Annotated in this window: 15 protein-coding genes; 8 read left to right on the top strand and 7 right to left on the bottom strand. The window is 69.2% G+C overall.

Annotation, left to right across the window (positions count from 1 at the left end):
• The first annotated feature begins 111 nt into the window (after positions 1-111).
• On the top strand, positions 112-849 hold the full coding sequence (gene pepE, locus ACK1X7_RS32825) for a dipeptidase PepE (protein ID WP_413116036.1): 738 nt from the start codon (positions 112-114) through the stop codon (positions 847-849).
• Positions 850-870: 21 nt separating this feature from the next.
• On the opposite strand, the gene ACK1X7_RS32820 is transcribed toward pepE, so the two are convergent.
• Positions 871-1,029: a hypothetical protein gene (locus tag ACK1X7_RS32820; RefSeq protein ID WP_413116035.1), complete on the bottom strand. Its 159-nt coding sequence runs from the start codon at positions 1,027-1,029 to the stop codon at positions 871-873.
• A gap of 499 nt (positions 1,030-1,528) precedes the next feature.
• On the opposite strand from ACK1X7_RS32820, the gene ACK1X7_RS32815 reads away from it, so the two are divergent.
• From ACK1X7_RS32815 to ACK1X7_RS32805, 3 genes are all read left to right on the top strand, one after another.
• A complete protein-coding gene (locus ACK1X7_RS32815) occupies positions 1,529-3,757 on the top strand; it encodes a M4 family metallopeptidase (RefSeq protein ID WP_385140486.1) in 2,229 nt (742 codons plus the stop codon).
• 345 nt (positions 3,758-4,102) lie between these two features.
• Entirely contained in the window at positions 4,103-5,734 is a 1,632-nt protein-coding gene (locus ACK1X7_RS32810) for a M4 family metallopeptidase (protein WP_390792198.1), read from the top strand.
• Positions 5,735-5,880: 146 nt separating this feature from the next.
• Positions 5,881-7,554, top strand: a complete 1,674-nt coding sequence (locus ACK1X7_RS32805) for a M4 family metallopeptidase (RefSeq protein WP_385141304.1) — start codon at positions 5,881-5,883, stop codon at positions 7,552-7,554.
• A 73-nt stretch (positions 7,555-7,627) separates the two neighbouring features.
• Here the strand turns inward: ACK1X7_RS32805 and ACK1X7_RS32800 are convergent, their stop codons facing one another.
• From ACK1X7_RS32800 to ACK1X7_RS32785, 4 genes are all read right to left on the bottom strand, one after another.
• Positions 7,628-9,181 carry a phosphate ABC transporter substrate-binding protein gene (locus tag ACK1X7_RS32800; protein ID WP_385141306.1) on the bottom strand — a complete coding sequence of 518 codons (1,554 nt, stop codon included), beginning with the start codon at positions 9,179-9,181 and terminating at the stop codon, positions 7,628-7,630.
• Positions 9,182-9,285: 104 nt separating this feature from the next.
• Positions 9,286-10,170 (bottom strand): hypothetical protein, encoded by an 885-nt coding sequence (locus ACK1X7_RS32795; RefSeq protein WP_398158364.1) that lies wholly within the window; start codon positions 10,168-10,170, stop codon positions 9,286-9,288.
• Positions 10,171-10,261: 91 nt separating this feature from the next.
• Positions 10,262-10,678: a hypothetical protein gene (locus ACK1X7_RS32790; RefSeq protein WP_390791953.1), complete on the bottom strand. Its 417-nt coding sequence runs from the start codon at positions 10,676-10,678 to the stop codon at positions 10,262-10,264.
• A 167-nt stretch (positions 10,679-10,845) separates the two neighbouring features.
• The gene (locus tag ACK1X7_RS32785; protein WP_385141314.1) at positions 10,846-11,157 is read right to left on the bottom strand and encodes a hypothetical protein; all 312 of its coding nucleotides are present in this window, start codon (positions 11,155-11,157) and stop codon (positions 10,846-10,848) included.
• Between the two features lie 340 nt (positions 11,158-11,497).
• On the opposite strand from ACK1X7_RS32785, the gene ACK1X7_RS32780 reads away from it, so the two are divergent.
• Genes ACK1X7_RS32780 through ACK1X7_RS32770 form a run of 3 tightly spaced genes read left to right on the top strand, consistent with a single transcriptional unit; the run spans position 11,498 to position 13,082 of the window.
• Complete coding sequence (locus ACK1X7_RS32780; protein ID WP_382949294.1) at positions 11,498-11,701, top strand: hypothetical protein; 204 nt, start codon at positions 11,498-11,500, stop codon at positions 11,699-11,701.
• Positions 11,702-11,706: 5 nt separating this feature from the next.
• Positions 11,707-12,243 (top strand): DUF6879 family protein, encoded by a 537-nt coding sequence (locus tag ACK1X7_RS32775; protein ID WP_413116034.1) that lies wholly within the window; start codon positions 11,707-11,709, stop codon positions 12,241-12,243.
• Positions 12,240-13,082 carry a helix-turn-helix domain-containing protein gene (locus ACK1X7_RS32770; protein ID WP_385141320.1) on the top strand — a complete coding sequence of 281 codons (843 nt, stop codon included), beginning with the start codon at positions 12,240-12,242 and terminating at the stop codon, positions 13,080-13,082. The genes ACK1X7_RS32775 and ACK1X7_RS32770 overlap by 4 nt, the downstream gene beginning before the upstream one ends.
• An 82-nt stretch (positions 13,083-13,164) precedes the next feature.
• Here the strand turns inward: ACK1X7_RS32770 and ACK1X7_RS32765 are convergent, their stop codons facing one another.
• Complete coding sequence (locus ACK1X7_RS32765) at positions 13,165-13,320, bottom strand: hypothetical protein (RefSeq protein WP_014055013.1); 156 nt, start codon at positions 13,318-13,320, stop codon at positions 13,165-13,167.
• A gap of 267 nt (positions 13,321-13,587) precedes the next feature.
• Positions 13,588-16,284, bottom strand: a complete 2,697-nt coding sequence (glgP, locus tag ACK1X7_RS32760; RefSeq protein ID WP_413116033.1) for an alpha-glucan family phosphorylase — start codon at positions 16,282-16,284, stop codon at positions 13,588-13,590.
• A gap of 195 nt (positions 16,285-16,479) precedes the next feature.
• Between glgP and ACK1X7_RS32755 the strand changes: the two genes are divergently transcribed.
• Positions 16,480-18,342 carry a rhamnogalacturonan lyase gene (locus tag ACK1X7_RS32755; RefSeq protein WP_413116032.1) on the top strand — a complete coding sequence of 621 codons (1,863 nt, stop codon included), beginning with the start codon at positions 16,480-16,482 and terminating at the stop codon, positions 18,340-18,342.
• Positions 18,343-18,373 lie beyond the last annotated feature (31 nt).

The raw sequence follows: 18,373 nt of genomic DNA, 5'->3' as shown, positions 1-18,373 counted from the left end.
CGCTCCCGACATCTCCCCCCAAATCCCCTCGCCACCTCAGCCCTCCGTCCCGTCGTTCCGCCCGTTCCGCCCGTTCCGCCCGTTCCGCCGTTCCGCCAGAAAGGCCCCCTCATGCAGTTGCTGCTGCTGTCGAACTCCGCCGCGCCCGGCCGTGGCTACCTGGACCACGCACTCGAGGAGATCGCCTCGGCGCTGGACGGCGCGCGCCGGCTCGTCTTCGTGCCGTACGCGCTGGCCGACCACGACGGCTACACCGCCAAGGTGGCCACGGCCCTGGAGCCGCTGGGTGTGGAGGTCACCGGCGCGCACACCGCCGACGACCCGGCCGAGCTGGTGCGCGGGGCGCGGGCGGTGTTCGTCGGCGGTGGCAACAGCTTCCGGCTGCTCAAGGCGTTGCACGAGCGCGATCTGGTCCGGGCGATACGGGAACGGGTGGCCGCGGGCGCGGTCTACATGGGCTCCAGCGCGGGCACCAACATGGCCTGCCCGACCCTGCGCACCTCCAATGACATGCCCATCGTCCAGCCGCCCACCTTCGAGGCGCTGGGGCTGCTGCCGTTCCAGATCAACCCGCACTACCTCGACGCCGATCCGGACACCGCCCATATGGGCGAGAGCCGGGCCCTGCGGCTCGAGCAGTTCCTGGAGGAGAACGACGTCCCCGTGGTCGGGCTGCGCGAGGGCACCTGGCTGCGCCGGGACGCGGATCGGCTGACACTGGGCGGCATCGACGCCGGGGCGATCCTCTTCCGCAGGGGCGAGGACCCGGCGGAGCTGCGGCCCGGCGCCGATCTGAGCGCGCTGCTGCGGGAGGAGTCGCGCTTCGACTCCGCCGTGCGCCTGCCCTGACCGGGCGGGGCCGGGCGCGCCTCACGCACCGACCGAGCCGTCGGCCGACTCCCGTCCCCGGCGCAGTCGGCGCCGTTCGCCATGGGTCAGATGGTGGAGCAGTTCCAACTGAGCCCAGCCGGACGGCGGTTGGCCGGCGCGCGGCTCGTGCCCCGAGAGGCCGACGAGCTTGTCGGGCATGACGGAGCGGGGTCGGACATGGGGGTGATGCTATGGAACGGCACCGACATCGGGCATTGCCGAATTTGACCGTAAATCACCGTCATGCGAACACGGCATAGCTGTCAACGGACGCTTTCCGGACAAGTTCTTGTCGCGATCCTGACAGGTCAAGTCCAGTGATGCCACTCTTCCCTCGGCCGGGGGCGCTGCATTCCCACAGCGCACAGCGCCGAAGGCCAACCCCCCACGCCCCCGGTCGCACCGCGGCCGCGCCCCGTCGTTCGTCTGCGACAGGGCGCACCCGGTAACGCCAGGAACGGTAGCCCGCTCTGCCCTGCCCTGCCCGGACGGCGACCCAGCCGCCCGGTCGTCCCGGCCGTGCCACCGTGCGGCCAGCGCAGAAGGAGTCAGCGTGAGATCCCTCCCCCAACGGCACCTCAGACCCAGCACCCGCGGATCCGGTCGCACCCCAGGTCAACGAGCCGTCGCGACCGGTGCGCTGGTCGTCGCGGCGGCGATGATCGGCGTCGGCTTCCAGAGCGGCACCGCCGCCGCCCGCCAGGGCGGCGCCGCGAACCGCCCCGCCGCCCGCACGATTTCCGGCGCCCCCGACCCCGGCGCCCTCCCCGCCAAGCTCTCCCCCGCCCAGCGCGCCGGGCTGATCCGGAAGGCCGACGCCGCCAAGGGCGAGGCCGCCAAGGGCCTCGGGCTCGGCGCCAAGGAGAAGCTGGTCGTCAAGGACGTCATCAAGGACGCCGACGGCACCACCCACACCCGTTACGAGCGCACCTACGCCGGGCTTCCCGTCCTCGGCGGCGATCTGGTCGTCGACCGGGCGAAGAGCGGTGCGCAGTTGACCGTCGCCAAGTCGACCAAGGCCCGGCTGACGGTGCCGACCACCACCCCCGCCGTCGCGCCCGCCAGCGCCGAGAAGGCCGCCGTGAAGGCGGCGAACGCGCAGGGTTCGCGGAAGACCGAGGCCGAGCGGGCGCCCCGCAAGGTGATCTGGGCCGCGAAGGGCACCCCGACCCTCGCCTTTGAGACGGTCGTCGGCGGCCTCCAGGAGGACGGCGCCCCGAACGAGCTGCATGTCATCACCGACGCGGCCACCGGCGCCAAGCTGTTCGAGTTCCAGGGTGTCAAGAAGGGCACCGGGAACAGCCAGTACAGCGGCCAGGTGACCCTCGGCACCTCGGGCAGCGCGGGCTCGTACAACCTCACCGACTCCGGCCGCGGCAACCACAAGACGTACAACCTGAACCGCGGCACCTCGGGCACCGGCACCCTCTTCACCGACACCGACGACGTCTGGGGCAGCGGCAACACCTCCGACGCCGCGACCGCCGGTGTGGACGCGCACTACGGCGCCGCCGAGACCTGGGACTACTACAAGAACGTCCACGGCCGCACCGGCATCAGGGGCGACGGCGTGGGCGCGTACTCCCGGGTCCACTACAGCAGCGGCTATGTCAACGCCTTCTGGCAGGACGCCTGCTTCTGCATGACCTACGGCGACGGCTCGGGCAACACCAAGCCGCTGACCTCCCTCGATGTCGCCGCCCACGAGATGAGCCACGGGGTCACCGCGGCCACCGCCAACCTCACCTACAGCGGTGAGTCCGGCGGGCTCAACGAAGGCACCTCCGACATCTTCGCCGCCGCCGTCGAGTTCTACGCGAACAACGCGAGCGACCCCGGCGACTACCTCGTCGGCGAGAAGATCGACATCAACGGCAACGGCACCCCGCTGCGCTACATGGACAAGCCCAGCAAGGACGGGGCCTCCAAGGACAGTTGGTACTCCGGGGTCGGGAATGTGGACGTCCACTACTCGTCCGGCATCGCCAACCACTTCTTCTACCTGCTCTCCGAGGGCAGCGGCACCAAGGTCATCAACGGCGTCAGCTATGACAGCCCGACCTACGACAACCTCCCGGTCACGGGCATCGGACGGGACAACGCGGAGAAGATCTGGTTCAAGGCGCTGAGCCAGCGGATGACCTCCAACACCAACTACGCGGGCGCCCGTGACGCCACGCTGTGGGCGGCGGGCGAGCTCTTCGGCCAGGGCAGCGCGCAGTACAACGCGGTGGCCAATGCCTGGGCCGGGGTCAACGTCGGCACCCGGATCGCCGACGGGGTCACCGTCACCCCGCCCGGCGCCCAGACCAGCATCGTCAACCAGGCCACCAGCCTCCAGATCGCCGCGACCAGCTCCAACCCGGGCGCGCTCGGCTACGCGGCCGATGGGCTGCCCGCGGGCCTGTCGATCAACTCCTCGACCGGCCTGATCTCCGGGACCCCGACCACCGTCGGATCCAGCCAGGTGACGGTCACGGTGACCGACTCGGCCGGCAAGACCGGCACGGCGTCCTTCACCTGGACCGTGAACACCAGTGGCGGCAATGTCTTCGAGAACACCGCGGACATCGCCATCCCGGACGCGGGTGAGCCGGTCACCTCGCCGATATCGGTGAGCCGGGCCGGAAACGCGCCGTCCAACCTCCAGGTGGGCGTGGACATCGTGCACAGCTACCGCGGCGACCTGGTGATCGACCTGATCGCCCCGGACGGTACGGCCTACCCGCTCAAGAGCGCCAGCCTCTTCGACTCGGCGGACGATGTGCGGACCACGTACACCGTGAACGCCTCCTCCGAGACCGCGGTCGGCACCTGGAAGCTGCGGGTCCAGGACATGTACGCACAGGACACCGGCTACATCAACAGTTGGAAGCTGACCTTCTGACCGAGCCGTGAGGCTCACTCAGGACAGGCGCCGCCAGGGGTCGACCCGACTCCCCCTGGCGGCGCCTCTTCATGCCCCGACCTGCCCTGACCTGCCCCGACGCGTCGTTTCCCCAGCCGCCGACGCTTACGCCGAGCTGTCCGGAATCCGAAGGTTGATCAGCATTCAACGAACATTTTCCCTTCGACCTGTCGTGAAACCCGTGACATGTCCCGGACTTGTGTGACAGTCTGCCCAACGCATTACGCATCAGTACCTCTTGTTCAGCACCGGGCCGCACTTCCCCGCAGCCCGGCGCTGACCCCCCCACAGCAACGAGGAGATCGCGTGCGCAAGACCTTCAGCATGCCCATGTCCGGTGCCGGCAAGCGGCGTTCGGCGATAGCGGCCGGCACCGTGGTCGCCGCGGCGGCCCTGCTCGCCTCGGGAATGACCGCCGGCACCGCGGGTGCCGCCCCGGCCAAGTCCGGCGGCCAGCCCACGGCGCTCACCGCCTCGGCCCGCGCCGAGCTGCTCCGCGAGGCCAACGCGACCAAGGCGGACACCGCCTCGTCGCTCGGCCTCGGCGCCAAGGAGAAGCTGGTCGTCAAGGACGTCATCAAGGACGCCGACGGCACCACCCACACCCGCTACGACCGCACCTACGACGGTCTGCCCGTCCTGGGCGGCGACCTGATCGTCCACCAGGCCAAGGGCGGTGACGTCAAGAGCGTCACCAAGGCCACCAAGGCCACCGTCAAGGTCGCCTCCACCACGGCCGGGATCGCCCCGACCACCGCGGCCAAGGCCGCCGTCAAGCTGGCCAAGGCCGACGACACCACCAAGGCGGCGGCCGACCAGGCTCCGCGCAAGGTGATCTGGGCCGCCACCGGCAAGCCGGTGCTGGCCTACGAGACCGTCGTCGGCGGGGTGCAGAAGGACGGCACCCCGAACCAGCTTCACGTCATCACCGACGCCGCCACCGGCAAGAAGCTCTACGAGTACCAGGGCATCGAGACCGGCAAGGGCGCGAGCGAGTACAGCGGCTCGGTCGAGCTCGGCACCAGCAAGGAAGGCAACGGTTTCACCCTGACCGACGCCGACCGCGGCGGCCACAAGACCACCAACCTGGAGAACGGCGAGGAGGGCGAGGGCAAGGCGTTCACCGACGACGACGACAACTGGGGCACCGGCAAGCCGGACGACCCCCAGACCGCCGCCGTCGACGCCCACTACGGCGCCGCCGCCACCTGGGACTACTACAAGAACGTGCACGGCCGCGACGGCATCGCCGGCGACGGCAAGGGCGCCTACTCCCGCGTGCACTACGGCGACAGCTACGTCAACGCCTTCTGGGACGATAGCTGCTTCTGCATGACCTACGGCGACGGCCAGGGCAACAAGGCCCCGCTGACCGCGCTCGACGTGGCGGGCCACGAGATGAGCCACGGCGTCACCTCCAAGACCGCGGGCCTGGAGTACAGCGGCGAGTCGGGCGGCCTCAACGAGGCCACCTCCGACATCTTCGGCACCGCCGTGGAGTTCAGCACCAAGAACACCACCGACGTCGGTGACTACCTCATCGGCGAGGCGATCGACATCAACGGCGACGGCACCCCGCTGCGCTACATGGACAAGCCCAGCAAGGACGGGCAGTCCGCGGACGCGTGGTCCGACGGCGTGGGCGACCAGGACGTGCACTACTCCTCCGGTGTCGCCAACCACTTCTTCTACCTGCTGTCCGAGGGCAGCGGCGCGAAGGAGATCAACGGTGTGAAGTACGACAGCCCCACCTCCGACGGCTCCAAGGTCGAGGGCATCGGGCGGGACAAGGCCGAGAAGGTCTGGTACAAGGCCCTGACCACGTACATGACCTCCAACACCGACTACCACGCCGCCCGTGAGGCCACGCTGAAGGCCGCCACGGACCTCTTCGGCGCCGACAGCGCCGAGTACAAGGGCGTGGACGCCGCCTGGGCCGGAGTCAACGTCAAGTAAGAAAAGTTCAGTTGGACGCACGACACTCTGCCGGTGCCCGGGGCCTGAGGTCCCGGGCACCGGTATGTTTTATCCACGGCAAAGCGGCATCTTTGTCGCGTTGGGCGGAACCTTCGCCCAACTCCGCATCACAACTGGAGATACGCGTGGATTCACGTTCACCGTCAGCGATATCCGGCATATCACGTCTCAGACGTTCGCGTACCGCCCTCGCCGCCGGAGCGGCGACCCTGGCCGCCACCTTGCTCGCCGCCGGCGCCACCGCCGGCTCCGCGAACGCGGCCGCCCCCTCGGCCACCCCCTCGGGGGCCTCCACCGTCTCGCTCTCCCCCTCGGTCCGCGCCGAGCTGCTGCGCGAGGCGGGGGCGACCGCGACCTCCACCGCGAAGTCGCTGGGGCTCGGGGCCAAGGAGAAGCTGGTCGTCAAGGACGTCATCAAGGACGCCGACGGCACCACCCACACCCGCTACGAGCGCACCTACGCCGGACTGCCCGTCCTCGGCGGCGATCTGATCGCCCATGAGTCCGCGAGCGGCGCCTCCCAGGGTGTCGACAAGGCGACCGACGCCGACATCAAGGTCGCCGACACCAGCGCCGCCGTCGCCCCCTCCGGCGCCCAGCGGTCCGCCCTGAGCGCCGCGCGGGCCGCGGGCGACAAGGAGACCGGCGCCAAGGCCGCCCCGCGCAAGGTGATCTGGGCCGCCACCGGCAAGCCGACGCTCGCCTACGAGACGGTCGTCACCGGGGTCCAGAAGGACGGGACGCCCAGCAAGCTGCACGTCATCACCGACGCCGACACGGGCAAGAAGCTCTACGAGTTCCAGGCCGTCGAGAACGGCACCGGCACCGGTCAGCACAACGGCAAGGTCACCGTCGGCAGCGTCAAGAGCGGCAGCCAGTGGCTGCTGAAGGACACCGCGCGCGGCGGCCATATGACGTACAACCTCAAGCACGCGTGGGAAGACACCAAGAAGGGGTCGGCGTTCTACGACGCCGACAACGTCTGGGGCAACGGCAAGCCCACCATCGCGCAGACCGCCGCCGTGGACGTCCACTACGGCGCCGCCATGACCTGGGACTACTACAAGAAGGTCCTCGGCCGTAATGGCATCAAGGGCAACGGCAAGGCCGCGTACTCCCGCGTCCACTACGGCGACGCGTACGAGAACGCCTTCTGGGACGACGACTGCTTCTGCATGACCTACGGCGACGGCGCGGGCAACAAGAAGCCGCTGACCTCGCTCGATGTCGCGGGCCACGAGATGAGCCACGGGCTCACCTCGGCCACCGCCAACCTGGAGTACAGCGGCGAGTCCGGCGGGCTCAACGAGGCCACCTCCGACATCTTCGGCACCGCCGTGGAGTTCTACGCCAAGAACGCCAAGGACCCCGGTGACTACCTCATCGGCGAGAAGATCGACATCAATGGCGACGGCACGCCGCTGCGCTATATGGACAAGCCCAGCAAGGACGGTCTGTCCTACGACTACTGGAAGAGCGGTGTGGGCGACGACGACCCGCACTTCACCTCCGGTATCGCCAACCACTTCTTCTACCTGCTGGCCGAGGGCAGCGGCCGTAAGGTCATCGGCGGGGTGACCTACGACAGCCCGACCAAGGACGGCCGCACCGTCAAGGGCATCGGCCGGGCCAAGGCCGAGAAGATCTGGTACAAGGCCCTGTCCTCGTACATGACCTCGACCACCAACTACGCCAAGGCCCGCACCGCGACCCTCAAGGCCGCGAAGGCGCTGTACGGCGCGAGCAGCGCCGAGTACAAGGCGGTCGACAACGCCTGGGGCGGCGTGAACGTGAAGTAAGCCTCGCCGGTCGGCCGGACGGGCGGCTCAGTGCCCGCCCGGCCGACCGGTGCCACCATGTAGGCAGTACCCCCTACCGCCCGCCGGCCGCGAGCTGACAGGCCCGCTGGTTCTCCGCCGCGGAGCAGGGCAGATGGCCATGCTTCTCGACGAGGTTCCGCCCGGTGTCGCCCGCCAGATAGTCGAGGAACTTCGAGGTCAGGGAGTTCGGGGGCGGCGCGGTGTAGGTGTAGGCGTACTCCGGCTCCCAGAAGGAGTACGTCCGCTCCCGCACCGCGTCGATGGAGGGCTTGCGTCCCTCCAGGGCCACCAGATGGAGTGCTCCCGTGCGGGCGCTCTCCTCGGCGGAATGCAGCTCGGCGTATCCGATCGCGCCGGGTGTGCCCGCCACTGTCTTCAACACCTCACCCGTGCTGTCGAGTTCACAGCGGATGACATGGTCCTTGGCGAATTTCGGGGTCCGGCAGTTGTCGGACGTCCGGGAGATCTCATTGCCGCCCAGCACCCGGTTCTCGAACACGCCGCGCGTTCCGGATTTCGCGTCCCGGCTCACCAGCCGCACCGGCAGATCGGGCCCGTCGGGCAACTGATTCCAGTTGGTGATCCGGCCGGAGTAGAGCCCGCGGAGATCCTCGAGGGAGAGATCGGTTACCCGGACGTCCTCGTTCACCACCACGCTGAAGACGGACAGCGCGACCAGATGCTCCTTGAGCTTGGAGTCGCCGTCTCCGTCCGGGCCATCGGAGAAGGCCAGATACGCCGGGAACCCGCCCTTCGCCGCCTCCCCGGCATCGATCAGCGTCTTCGTACCGCGCCCACTGCCCTGCGCCTCCACGGTGACCTGGGCACCACGGCAGTCGCTCTGATACGCCTCACCCACATCCTGGGTGACCGGCTTGAACGCGGTCGAGCCGACGATCGTCAGATTCCCCTCGGCACATCCGCGCGGCAGCGGATCGTCCCGCAGCAACTGCGTGCCGAACGGCTGGAGGATCAGCAGCGCCAGCAGACTGCCGATCAGCCCGAGCACCCGGTTGCTGGGCCGTCGGAACTTCTCGTTGTTGCGGATCCTGCCTTCCTTGATCCGCCCGCCCACATGCGGCGGCTTGTCCGTCCCCGCGCCCGTCAGCAGCACCAGCAGCTTGAAGTGATCCCCCTTGTTCAGCGGCACCCGCGGCAGGGAGATCTCATTGCCCTCACAGACCAGCCCGGGGTTCTCCGGGGTCCCGTGCTGTGGAAGGTGGCGCAGCAGATCCGGATGGCTGGGCTCGGTGACCGCCACATCCCGCACGATCCGATTGGGAAAGGTCGCGGTGAGCCCGCGGTGGTTCGTCGCCGGTGCGGTGATGTAGTCGTCGGCGTCAAGGCTGCGGAATCCGTCGTTCTCGATCCGCAGCAGGACGAGTGAGGCCCCGGCCAGATCCGGGGTGTTCTCCAGCATCCGCAGCCGCTGATGAACCGGCCCGTCCTGGGTGCTGTCGTCTATCAACGTGTCCATCTGCACGCGATAGCCGATACGCTTCCGCCCCGGGATCAGCCGCTCGTACGAGAGCCCCCCGAGCGTGACGATCACACCGAGAAGCGCCAGCAGATTCTCGGGCGCCGTCAACTGTTCCAGCCACTTCACGATGTCCCCCCGTGCATGCCATGGCTTCAGGGGGGCGAATGTACGCGCCAAAAACGCTTACGGGGCCGATGTGGCCCGCCTCTCATGCAATGTTCGTCCCGCGTTCAACGACCGCCGCCGTGGCCCTCGGCGGAGGTTCCGACCCGGGTGAGGGCGGCGACCGCCTCCCGCGGGTCGTCCGCGTGGAACCGCAGCGTACGGGCGAGGCCCGGCCCGCCGAGCGGTCGTACGAACTCCACCGGTTCCGTCAGCTCCACCGTCACCGTGGTCTGGCTGCCCACCGCGAGATCGAGCACCCCGTCCGCGCTCACCCGCAGCAGCCGCCCGTCGGGGTAGCGCCGGTCGACCCGGGCGGCGGCGATGGTGGCGGCCGGAACCCGCAGGTCGAACAGTGCGCCGTACCGTATGCGCAGCGAGCCGTCGGATCCCACGACATGCGGCCGGACCACGCACGACGCGTGCAGGGCGAGGACCAGCACCACCCCGTACACATCGACGACGAGCAGGATCGCGTGCACGACCGGCCAGGGGATCACCAGCGCCAGCCCGACCGTTTCGACGACGGAGACGAAGAGCAGCCCGTACATCATGGCCGTCTGGGGCCCGGTGTACGCGACGGCCAGCGCCCCCTCGGGGACCTGGTGGCGGCGGCGCAGCACCCACAGCCCGAGGCTGTGCAGGGCCCGGACCTCATGCGCGACGAGCCGACGCGCGGCTACCGGTACCAGAGTACGCAGCGCGCCTCGCACGGCGTCCCGCCGCCCGGCCCCGGCCCGTCGCCGGAGCGCGTACAGCCGCCACAGAACGACGGCCTCCAGCGCGAGCACGGTCGCCACCAGCGCCTCGGCCCCCACGAGAATCGCCCCGGGTATCCGTACGCCCGCCACCACACACACCGCGACGGCCACCTCGGCGGGCAGCACCGCCCCCACCGCCACCCGCGCGACCCGCAGACCCTTGACGGCCTCGCCGCCCTCTCCGATACCCATGACGCCAGTAGAAACCCTGCCGCTACGACAAGGTCAACCACGGCCGGAGCGGCCGACCGGGCGGCGCCGGCTGCCTCATGAAGACCTGGGCTCAGGTGGTGGCACCAACAGGACAGGGGATCTCCGGGCGCATACGGTGCGGACTGCACGCGATCAGGCACACGGACAGAAATCTCTGTCCGGTGAGATACCAGCCGCCGACCACGTCCTCGCCGCTCGCCACCCGCCCGGTCATGCGGCCGATCACGTCGGCGAGCCGGGTGGTGTCCCGGTCGCGCTCCGAGGCGAACGCAGCCACGGAAGCCAGCACTTGCCGACCGAACCATTCGGCTGCCTGCCGCGGATCACTCCACGTCCCCTGGATGAAGGTGGCCGGCTTGAGCAGCCAGTGGGCGCATTCCAGGGGAACGACCTTGCTGGATCTGAACTCCGGATGCAGGGGACGCCGCGGGCCATCCCTGAGTAATTCGTGAGCGGACCCCAGCCAGGAGTAGCCGTGATGGTGCATGTGCTCGCTCTCTCGGTGAGAGCGGCCCCCACGCGGGGTGAGGGCCGCCCGCCTACATCACGCGGCGCGGGGGCCTTCCTCGCGCCGTCGTGCACATGCACCCGTTCCGCGCTGGGCTCGACCTGCCAGGGCTCCGGTCCAGCGGGAACGGGGGTCTCAGAGACGGCTCACCGAGTGGTTGCCTTCTTGGTGTGCTCCTCCAGAGCGGCACGCATGAGGATGTCCGCGAGCCGGTTGGCACTGTCGAGCGGAATACGGCCGAGGGCGACCATCGGATGCCCCGAAACCGTCACCTCGCCCCGCAGGACCGGCCAGAACAGGGCGTCGTCCTTTTCGCCATGGGGCATGGCTACGTCCGGAGTGAAGCCGAGACGGCCCAGCGCCTCTCGGAGCAGTTCGGCGACGGCTCTCGCGTCTTCCCCGGCCGCTCGGTGACGCTCGGAACGCATGGCGTCGATGGCCTCTGCGGTGATTCGCATGGCTACCAAACTTCTCCGCGCGAGTGGGTGACGGAGACACTACGGAGCGCACTCATCACTGCTCAACGCGATTGCTCGAAGTTGCTCAACGCTTTCGGGCGAGCGGGTGGAACGGTGGGATGGGCGAGGCCAGAAGCTGTGCCCTGGTCCTGGGTCAGCCCGCCGTCTCGTGCCGCAAGTTCAGACAGGCATCAGGACAGTCGGCTTCCGCGCCTCGAAGGAGCGCAGAGCAACACCCATGGGTGAATGACCGTCGCAATCCCGCGCAATCGCATAGTTCCATGACGTTGTCCACGACATTCTGATGACCCGGTCGACTCCCGACAGGAAGGGGAACTCCATGGCGTTGAGGTTCCTCGGCACGACGTCCGAGCACGGCAACTGTCCAACGCTGTACGAGATCGAAGAAACCGGCGATCTTGTCGTTCAGGGCGATCTGCTCACCGACCCCAAGCACCTTGCCCAGCTCCGAGACATCAAGGAGTCCGAGGCATTCGTCGTCGTCCCGCGTGAGTTGCTGACTCGCTACGCCCCCAAGGAGTAGAAGACGTGCCCGACCTCATTCCTTTCGAAGACGTCGCACATTTCTTCGATGACTTCGAGCACACCGCCTGGCGGCTGGAGACACAGCGGGGCTACGCGTCCGACCTCGCCAGCCCCAACTGGCGGCGCTTCCAGCGCGGGGAGACCTTCGGCTACAACCCGGACAGCCCCTGGCACGTCAATGTCCGCGAACAGACGATGCGGGGCAAGCGCTTCGAGCGGGTGCGCCTGGTGGATCAACCTCCCACAGAAGGACAACGGTTCCTTCTCGCGTCCGGGCTCGGCAACGTTGAAGCCGGAGAGGACATCCGGAACCTCTACCGGTCGGACGCGGAGCGTATCGGTCTGCCGGACTATGACTTCTGGCTGTTCGATTCCCGCTCGGTCGTCAAGTTCGTCATCGACAGCGAGGGAACGACCCTGGGCGTACACGTCCTGGAGGACGCGGAATCAGTGGTCAGCGCTTGCCAGGTCCGTGACGCCGCATGGCACCACGCCGTACCCACCAGGGAGTTCGAGGCACAGGTACCGTCGTCTGTGTGAGCACTGACTTTCAGGTCGGCCGTATCGCCCTCGGTGCGCGGCTGCGTGAACTGCGCACCGAGGCCGGTCTCAATGGCAAGGAGCTGGCGGCCCGAGTCGGCTGGCAGCGTTCGAAGGTCTCAAGGCTGGAGAACGGCAAGCAGACCGCTACCGCTACAGACCTCGAAGCGTGGGCCGATGCGGTTGGCGCTCGGCCCCAAGCGGAGGACCTGAAGGCACGTCTACGCGGGCTGGAATCACAGCAGCGATCGTGGCGGCGCCAGCTCGCTTCGGGCCATCGCGGCGTACAGGAGAAGTACATCGTTGAGTACCGTCGAACTTCGACCGTTCAGGGCTATGAGGCGACCGTTGTCCCGGGCTTGTTCCAGACTCCGGAATACGCGCGATGCCTGTTGCTTCAGAACGCCGAGCTGATGCGGACGCCGCGGGACACCGAAGAGGCGGTTCGAGCGCGCGTCAAGCGGCAGGAGGTTCTCCACGAGCCCGGCAAGCGCTTCGAGATCCTCATCTGGGAAGGCGTACTGCACGCCCTGGTCTGCCCCAACGACGTGATGGCGGCACAGCTTGACCGACTCGTCGGCCTCATCGGGATGAGCAGCGTCTCATTCGGCGTCATCCCCCTCGGTGCACCTCTCAAGCTCACGCCCAAGCACGGTTTCTGGATTTTCGACGATGAGCGCGTAATCGTCGAGACGATCAACACTGAGCTGCATCTCGAATCGGCAGACGATGTCGCCCTGTACAAGCGCGTTTGGGAGCGGCTGAGTGAGACCGCCGCCTACGGAGCCCAAGCGCACCGTCTCATCGCACGTGCGAGAGCCTGTCTGACTCGCCCGTAGATCACCATCCGCACCGGCGTCATCAGGAATGGTTGATCGAGGGTGTCTGGTCCATGGCCTCGCTCGATTCCGACCCGGCCGTCTAGCCATCCTGGCCGCCGCGCCAGGTGGCGCGGACCCGGCGCCATGCCTCGATGACGGCCGGGATCTTGGACAGGAGCTCTGCTGACAGGGTCAGTATCAGTCCGGCGAGGCCGAAGGCCGCGAGGACGAGGAGGGTGACGGTGTCCCAGTCCACCAGTTCTCAACCCTTCGATCGGGTGGTCGAACCGATGGCCCGGCAGGCAGCTCAGCCCGACCACCGCTTGCGGTGGTCTGCTGAGGTCCTGCCGACGTCCAAGATCTCAATACGTACGGACGGAGGGCATCGCTCTCCGGGACCGTCGGCAATTCCGGTCACCGCATGGGCGGCGGCCGGCTTTTTTCGTGCACCCCGAGACGTCGGGCATGGGGTGGCACTTTCCCCCGTGCCGGACGGTCCGGGGTCAGTCTAGCCGCCGAAGGCTCAGCGCATCAGGACTCCCGCCGCCTCGGTCATGGAATCGCCGGGCAGCGCGATGAGGCCCAACTCGGGGGCGGAGGCCAGGAGGTGGTGGGTGGGGAGGATGCGGACCGTGTAGCCGAAGGGGCCGGTACGGTCGAGGGCGAGGGGGCCTTCGTAGAGGCGGCGGCCTTCGGGGTCGGGGCCCGTGGTGGGTTTGAGGGGGACGTGGGTGGCGTGGGTGATGCGGTCGGTGTCGTCGACCCGGCCCGCCACCGCCTGGACCTCCACGTCCGCCGGGTCCAGTCCGGCCAGGCGCACCCGGACCCGTAGGGAGAGGGTCGAGCCGAGTTCGGCGGCGCCGCCGGGGGCGGGTGGGGTGAGCTGGGCCTCGACGTGGTCGACGGTGACGCCGGGCCAGGCGTCGCGGATCCGGGACTTCCAGGTGGCCAGTTCGGCGGCCGCCACCGGGTCCAGGGCACGGTGGGAGCGGGCGGCCGGGGCGTAGAGCCGCTCGACGTATTCGCGCACCATGCGGCCCGCGAGGACCTTGGGGCCCAGGGTGGTGAGGGTGCGGCGGACCATGTCGATCCAGCGGCCGGGGAGGCCGTCCGGGCCACGGTCGTAGAAGCGCGGGGCGATCCGCCGTTCCAGCAGGTCGTAGAGGGCGGTGGCCTCCAGGTCGTCGCGGCGGGTGTCGTCGATGGCGTCGCCGTCGGCAGTGGGGATGGCCCAGCCGAAGTCCGGCTCATACCACTCGTCCCACCAGCCGTCGAGGACGGAGAGGTTGAGACAGCCGTTCAGGGCGGCCTTCATACCGCTGGTGCCGCATGCCTCCAGCGGGCGCAGCGGGTTGTTGAGCCAGACGTCGCAGCCGGGGTAGAGCTGCTGGGCCATGCCCATGCCGTAGTCGGGCAGGAAGACCAGGCGGTGGCGCACCCGGGGGTCGTCGGCGAAGCGGACGAGTTCCTGGACCAGGCGCTTGCCGCCGTCGTCGGCCGGGTGGGCCTTGCCCGCGACGACGATCTGGATCGGCCGCTCGGGGTGGAGCAGCAGCTCCATCAGCCGGTCCGGGTCGCGCAGCATCAGGGTGAGCCGCTTGTAGGAGGGGACGCGGCGGGCGAAGCCGATGGTGAGGACGTCGGGGTCGAGCACCCCGTCGATCCAGCCGAGCTCGGCGGTGCCCGCGCCGCGCTGCCGCCAGGAGTCGTACAGCCGCTGCCGTACCTCGGCGACCAGCCGCTTGCGCAGGGCGCGGCGCAGCTCCCACAGCTCGGCGTCGGGCAGATGGCCGAACTGGCGGGCGCCGAGCCGGGTGACCTCGGGGGCCGTCCAGGTGGGTGCGTGCACCCCGTTGGTGATGGAGGTGATGGGCACCTCCTCGGGGTCGAACCCGGGCCAGAGCCCGGCGAACATCTCCCGGCTGACGCGGCCGTGCAGCGTGGACACCCCATTGGCGCGCTGGGCCAGGCGCAGCCCCATCACCGCCATGTTGAAGAGGTTGGGCTCACCGCCGGGGTAGCTCTCCATGCCGAGCGCGAGGACCCGCTCGACCTCGATTCCCGGCAGCTCGGCGTCGTCGCCGAAGTGGCGGGCGACCAGCTCGCGGTCGAAGCGGTCGATACCGGCGGGCACGGGGGTGTGGGTGGTGAAGACGGTCCCGGCCCGCACCGCCTCATGGGCGGCGCCGAAGTCGGCCCCGTCGGCGATCAGTTCGCGGATGCGCTCCAGGCCCTGGAACCCGGCGTGGCCCTCGTTGGTGTGGAACACCTCGGGGTCGGGGTGGCCGGTGAGCCCGCAGTACGCGCGCACGGCGCGCACCCCGCCGATGCCCAGCAGCATCTCCTGCAACAGCCGGTGCTCGCTGCCGCCGCCGTAGAGCCGGTCGGTGACATCGCGCTCGCCGTGGCCGTTCTCCTCCACATCGGAGTCGAGCAGCAGCAGCGGCACCCTGCCCACCTGGGCATGCCAGACGCGGGCGTGGAGCGGACGGCCGCCGGGCAGGGTGAGCGGGATCCGGACGGGCCGCCCGTCGGCCTCGCTGAGCTGGGTGAGCGGCAGTTCGTTGGGGTCCAGGACCGGATAGTGCTCCTGCTGCCAGCCCTCACGGGAGAGCGACTGCCGGAAGTAGCCGTGGCGGTAGAGCAGTCCGACGCCCATCAGGGGCACGCCGAGATCGCTGGCGGCCTTGAGGTGGTCACCGGCGAGGATGCCCAGGCCGCCGGAGTACTGGGGCAGGGCGGCGGTGATCCCGAACTCCGGCGAGAAGTAGGCGATCGCGGCGGGGAGCCCGGAGGGGGCGGATGCGCCTGGGGGTACGGATGCGCCTGGGGGTACGGAAGGTACGGATGCGCCTGAGGGCGCGGACCCATCGGAAGGCACGGCCCCGCCGGGCCCCGGCCCGGCTCGGCCCTCCGCGGCGGTCCGCCCCTGGTACCAGCGCGGGCCGGTCAGATAGTCGTGCAGATCGTCCGCGGCCGCCGTAAGACGGCGCAGGAAGGAGCGGTCCTCGGCGAGGTCCGCGAGCCGGGAGACGGGCACGGTGCCCAGCAGCCGCACCGGGTCTCCGCCCGACTCCCGCCATCCCTCGGGGTCCACGGACTCGAAGAGCTCGCGGGTCTCGGGATGCCAGGACCAGCGCAGATTGCGCGCCAGCCGGTGGAGCGGTCGCAGGGGCTCCGGAAGCACGGGACGCACGCTGAATCGTCGAATGGCCTTCACCCTTCGACGGTAGCGGCCGACGAGTCCCCGTTTCGACTGTTTCGCCCGGCTCCCGAGAAGTCGGCCCGAAGGCGGCAACCTTTCCGGCCAAGGGGGCGACTAGGGGGCACACCTTCCCCCCATGCCTTGGAGGACCACGTGCGCTCTCGGGACAGTTCGCACACTCCACCCCCCGCCCATCCGCCCAGATCCCCGATGCGAAGGGCGCTGCCCCGCGGCCGGATGCTCGCCGCCGCCTGCCTGGCGGGCGCGCTGACCGTCACCGCCCTGACGGGTGTCTCGGGGGCCGCCGAGGACAAGGGGTCCACGCCGAAGGCGGCAGTCGCGGCCCAACTGGAGAAGCTGGACCGGGGGCTGGTGAGCGTGCACACCGGCAATGACAACCTGGTGAGCTGGCGCTGGCTGGCCACCGACCCGAACGATGTGACGTTCAACCTCTACCGGGGCGCCGTCAAGGTCAACTCCTCCCCCATCACCACGGCCAACTACCTCCACAAGGACGCCCCCAACAGCGCGGACTACACCGTGCGGGCCATCGTGGGCGGGGTCGAGCAGCCCGCCTCGCCGAGCGCGACGCAGTTCCGCCCGGGCTACTACGATGTGCCGATCTCGCCGCCCGCGGGCGGTTCGGACTACACCTACGAGGCCAATGACGCCTCGGTGGGCGACCTCGACGGCGACGGCGATCTGGACTTCGTCCTCAAGTGGCAGCCGACCAACGCCAAGGACAACTCCCAGTCGGGCGTCACCGGCAACACCGTCGTGGACGGCTACAACCTTAAGGGGCAGCGGCTGTGGCGGATCGACCTGGGCCGTAACATCCGCTCCGGCGCCCACTACACCCAGTTCCAGGTGTACGACTACGACGGCGACGGCCGGGCCGAGGTCGCGCTGAAAACCGCGGACGGCACGGTCGACGGCGCCGGGAAGACCATCGGCAGCGCCTCCGCCGACTACCGCAACTCCAGCGGCTATGTGCTCGGCGGACCCGAATATCTGACGATGTTCAACGGGCGCACGGGCGCCGCGATGAGCACCGTGGACTACGTCCCGCCGCGCGGCACCGTCTCCTCGTGGGGCGATGACTACGGCAACCGCGTGGACCGCTTCCTGGCCGGGACGGCGTATCTCAACGGCTCCACCCCCTCGCTGATCGAGGCGCGCGGCTACTACACCCGCACGGTGATCTCCGCCTGGAGGTTCAGCGGAGGGCAGCTCACCCGTCAGTGGACGTTCGACACCAACAGCTCCACCAACACCGGCAAGGGCTACGACGGCCAGGGCAACCACGCGCTGGCGACCGGGGACGTGGACGGCGACGGCAGGGACGAGATCGTCTACGGCTCGATGGCCGTGGACGACAACGGCTCGGCGCTGTGGACCAACAGATACGGCCACGGCGACGCCGCCCACCTCGGCGACCTCGACCCCGCGCGGCCTGGCCTGGAGTACTTCAAGGTGGACGAGGACTCGTCCAAGCCCGGCTCGTACTTCGCCGACGCCCGCACCGGCCAGGTGCTGTGGTCGACCGCGTCGGGCGGCGACAACGGGCGCGGTGTGGCCGATGACATCTGGGCGGGCAACGACGGCGCCGAGATGTGGTCCGCGCGGGACGACCAGATCCGCGACGAGGGCGGCGGCGCCAAGGGCCGCAAACCGTCCTCGATCAACTTCCTGGCCTGGTGGGACGGCGATCCGGTGCGCGAGCTGCTGGACGGCACGCATATCGACAAATACGGCACCTCCGGTGACACCCGGCTGCTCACCGGCTCCGGGGTGCACTCCAACAACGGCACCAAGGCCACCCCGTCGCTGTCCGGCGACATCCTCGGCGACTGGCGCGAGGAGGTGGTCTGGCCGACCAGCGACAACAAGGCGCTGCGGATCTACTCCACGCCGTACGAAACCGACCGGAAGATCACCACGCTGCTCCACGACCGGCAGTACCGCGAGGCGCTGGCCTGGCAGAACACCGCCTACAACCAGCCCCCGCACCCCAGTTTCTTCCTCGGCAACAAGATGGCGACCCCGCCACGGCCGACCATCACCACCCCCTGAAACACCTCCATCACCCCCTCGCACAAGGAGA

It is taken from the genome of Streptomyces sp. CY-1, from assembly GCF_047218265.1.
In the GTDB taxonomy this organism is placed as follows: domain Bacteria; phylum Actinomycetota; class Actinomycetes; order Streptomycetales; family Streptomycetaceae; genus Streptomyces; species Streptomyces niphimycinicus.
Note: the sequence above shows the minus strand (reverse complement) of the source record. Positions and strands in the feature narration are given on the sequence as shown.